Origin of the sequence: Streptomyces sp. NPDC005899 (assembly GCF_040629645.1) — a bacterium.
Classification (GTDB): domain Bacteria; phylum Actinomycetota; class Actinomycetes; order Streptomycetales; family Streptomycetaceae; genus Streptomyces.
The window spans coordinates 1-2,719 of record NZ_JBEXWB010000562.1 but is presented as its reverse complement, the minus strand read 5'-3'; the positions used below and the strand labels follow the sequence as shown (position 1 = coordinate 2,719).

Genomic DNA, 2,719 nt, shown 5'->3' with positions numbered 1-2,719 from the left:
GCCTGGACGCCCTGCCCGCACCCGTCACCGGTCCGCCCTGGACCGGCGTCCTGCCGCCGCGTCCTCCGGGTCGAGGGCTTCGGCGAGCTCTCCGGCCGAGACCGTGACGTCGAAGTCGTGGACACCGGACAGCCGGGCCGTGCGGACCGCCAGGACGTCGAAGGACGGGGGCCGGCCGAAGACCGCCAGCGCACCGCCGCCCGCCTGGAGGCGGACGGCGGCGGCCCGGTCGTAGTGGAGCAGCCTGCCGAGGAAGGCGGCGAGATCCGCCGCCTCCCTCGCGTCGGCGAACCGGAGCGACCGTACGGGCACCGTCATGCGGCAGCGGGCTCCTGGTCGAGGTACTCCTGGAGGAAGAGCTTCTCCTCGGCGGTGATCCGCCGGGGCCGCTCCTCGGCCAGGTCGTAGGGCACGACGATCGTCGACGCCCGCACGTAGACCTGCTCCGGGTCCTTGACCTCGTAGGCGATCGTCAGCGACGCGGCGCCGATCTTCGTGACCCACGACTCGACGGTCACCGGCGCGTGCCGGTGGACCAGCGGCCGTACGTAGTCGATCTCGTGCCGCGCCACGACGGACCCGCCGGCGAAGGACGGCGAACCGTCCCCCGGCGCCAGCCGGAACATGAAGTCGATGCGCGCCTCCTCCAGGTAGCGGAGGAAGACCACGTTGTTGACGTGGCCGAAGGCGTCCATGTCCGACCAGCGCAGCGGGCACTTGTAGAGGTGACGAGCCACGATCAGCCTCGCGTGAGCTTCTTGTACGTGGCGCGGTGCGGGCGGGCCGCGTCCGCACCGAGGCGCTCGACCTTGTTCTTCTCGTACGACTCGAAGTTGCCCTCGAACCAGTACCAGGAGGAGTCGCCCTCGTACGCCAGGATGTGCGTGGCGACGCGGTCCAGGAACCAGCGGTCGTGGGAGATGACCACCGCCGCCCCGGGGAACTCCAGCAGCGCGTTCTCCAGGGAGGACAGCGTCTCGACGTCGAGGTCGTTGGTGGGCTCGTCGAGGAGCAGCAGGTTGCCGCCCTCCTTGAGCGTCAGCGCCAGGTTGAGGCGGTTGCGCTCACCACCGGACAGGACCCCGGCCGGCTTCTGCTGGTCCGGGCCCTTGAAGCCGAACGCGGAGACGTAGGCCCGCGAAGGCATCTCGACCTGGCCCACGTTGATGTAGTCCAGCTCGTCCGACACGACGGCCCAGAGGGTCTTCTTGGGGTCGATGTTGGCGCGGGACTGGTCGACGTAGGAGATCTTGACCGTGTCGCCGACCTTGATGGAGCCGGAGTCGGGGGTCTCCAGGCCCTGGATCATCTTGAACAGCGTGGTCTTGCCCGCGCCGTTCGGTCCGATGACGCCGACGATGCCGTTGCGCGGCAGCGTGAACGACAGGTCGTCGATGAGCACCTTGTCGCCGAAGGCCTTGGAGAGGTTCTCGACCTCGACGACGATGGAACCGAGCCGCGGGCCCGGCGGGATCTGGATCTCCTCGAAGTCCAGCTTCCGCATCTTGTCCGCCTCGGCCGCCATCTCCTCGTAACGGGCGAGGCGGGCCTTGGACTTGGTCTGCCGGCCCTTGGCGTTGGACCGGACCCACTCGAGCTCTTCCTTGAGCCGCTTCTGCCGCTTCTCGTCCTTGCGGCCCTCGACCTTGAGGCGGGCGGCCTTGCGGTCCAGGTACGTGGAGTAGTTGCCCTCGTAGGGGATCGCGCGGCCGCGGTCGAGCTCGAGGATCCACTCGGCGACGTTGTTCAGGAAGTACCGGTCGTGCGTGACGGCGACGACGGCGCCCGGGTACTTCGAGAGGTGCTGCTCCAGCCAGTTCACCGACTCGGCGTCGAGGTGGTTGGTGGGCTCGTCGAGGAGGAGCAGGTCCGGGGCCTCGATGAGCAGCTTGCAGAGCGCCACCCGGCGCTTCTCGCCACCGGAGAGGTTCACGACGGGCCAGTCGCCGGGCGGGCAGCCCAGGGCGTCCATGGCCTGCTCCAGCTGGGCGTCCAGGTCCCAGGCGTTGGCGTGGTCCAGGTCCTCCTGGAGCTTGCCCATCTCGTCCATGAGCGCGTCGGAGTAGTCGGTCGCCATGAGCTCGGCGACCTCGTTGAAGCGCTTGAGCTTGCCCATGATCTCGGCGGCGCCGTCCTGGACGTTCTCCAGGACGGTCTTGTTCTCGTCGAGCTCCGGCTCCTGCATGAGGATGCCGACGCTGAAGCCGGGTGACAGGAACGCGTCACCATTGGACGGCTGCTCCAGGCCCGCCATGATCTTCAGCACCGTGGACTTACCGGCACCGTTGGGTCCCACGACACCGATCTTCGCGCCGGGCAGGAAGTTCAGGGTGACGTCGTCGAGGATCACCTTGTCGCCGTGCGCCTTGCGCGTCTTGCGCATGGTGTAGATGAACTCAGCCAAGAGAAACCGTCCGGCAGCAATAGAGGTGTGGGCAGATACACCCATCTTGCCTGACACCCGCACCCGGACGGAAATACGTTCCGTCCTCCGGTACGCGCCGCCCCACCGCCGCAACGCGTCGGGCCCGGCGGGGACGATGCCCAGAACTCGGGCATCGTCCCTGCCGGGCCCTTCATCGGCGCGCTCTCACGACGCGCCCGGGGTCACGCGCTCACGCGTTGGTCTGCGGCTTCTTCCGGCGGAGGAAGAAGACCGCGCCGCCGCCGAGGACGACGAGGGCGATGGCGACACCGGCGATCACGGGGGTGGCGCTGG

Annotated in this window: 3 protein-coding genes and 1 pseudogene; all 4 read right to left on the bottom strand. The window is 68.6% G+C overall.

Translation table 11 applies throughout. The features are described from left to right. Nucleotides 1-69 precede the first annotated feature (69 nt). Nucleotides 70-318, bottom strand: a pseudogene (locus tag ABZ371_RS31415) (hypothetical protein); the annotation flags it as partial. Beyond that, nucleotides 315-737, bottom strand: a complete 423-nt coding sequence (locus tag ABZ371_RS31410) for a thioesterase family protein (RefSeq protein WP_358686079.1) — start codon at nt 735-737, stop codon at nt 315-317. The gene ABZ371_RS31410 and the pseudogene ABZ371_RS31415, both read right to left, overlap by 4 nt. A 2-nt stretch (nt 738-739) precedes the next feature. Continuing rightward, nucleotides 740-2,404 (bottom strand): energy-dependent translational throttle protein EttA, encoded by a 1,665-nt coding sequence (gene ettA / locus ABZ371_RS31405; protein ID WP_358686077.1) that lies wholly within the window; start codon nt 2,402-2,404, stop codon nt 740-742. 211 nt (nt 2,405-2,615) lie between these two features. Further along, on the bottom strand, nt 2,616-2,705 hold the full coding sequence (locus tag ABZ371_RS31400) for an LAETG motif-containing sortase-dependent surface protein (RefSeq protein ID WP_358686081.1): 90 nt from the start codon (nt 2,703-2,705) through the stop codon (nt 2,616-2,618). Nucleotides 2,706-2,719: the final 14 nt, after the last annotated feature.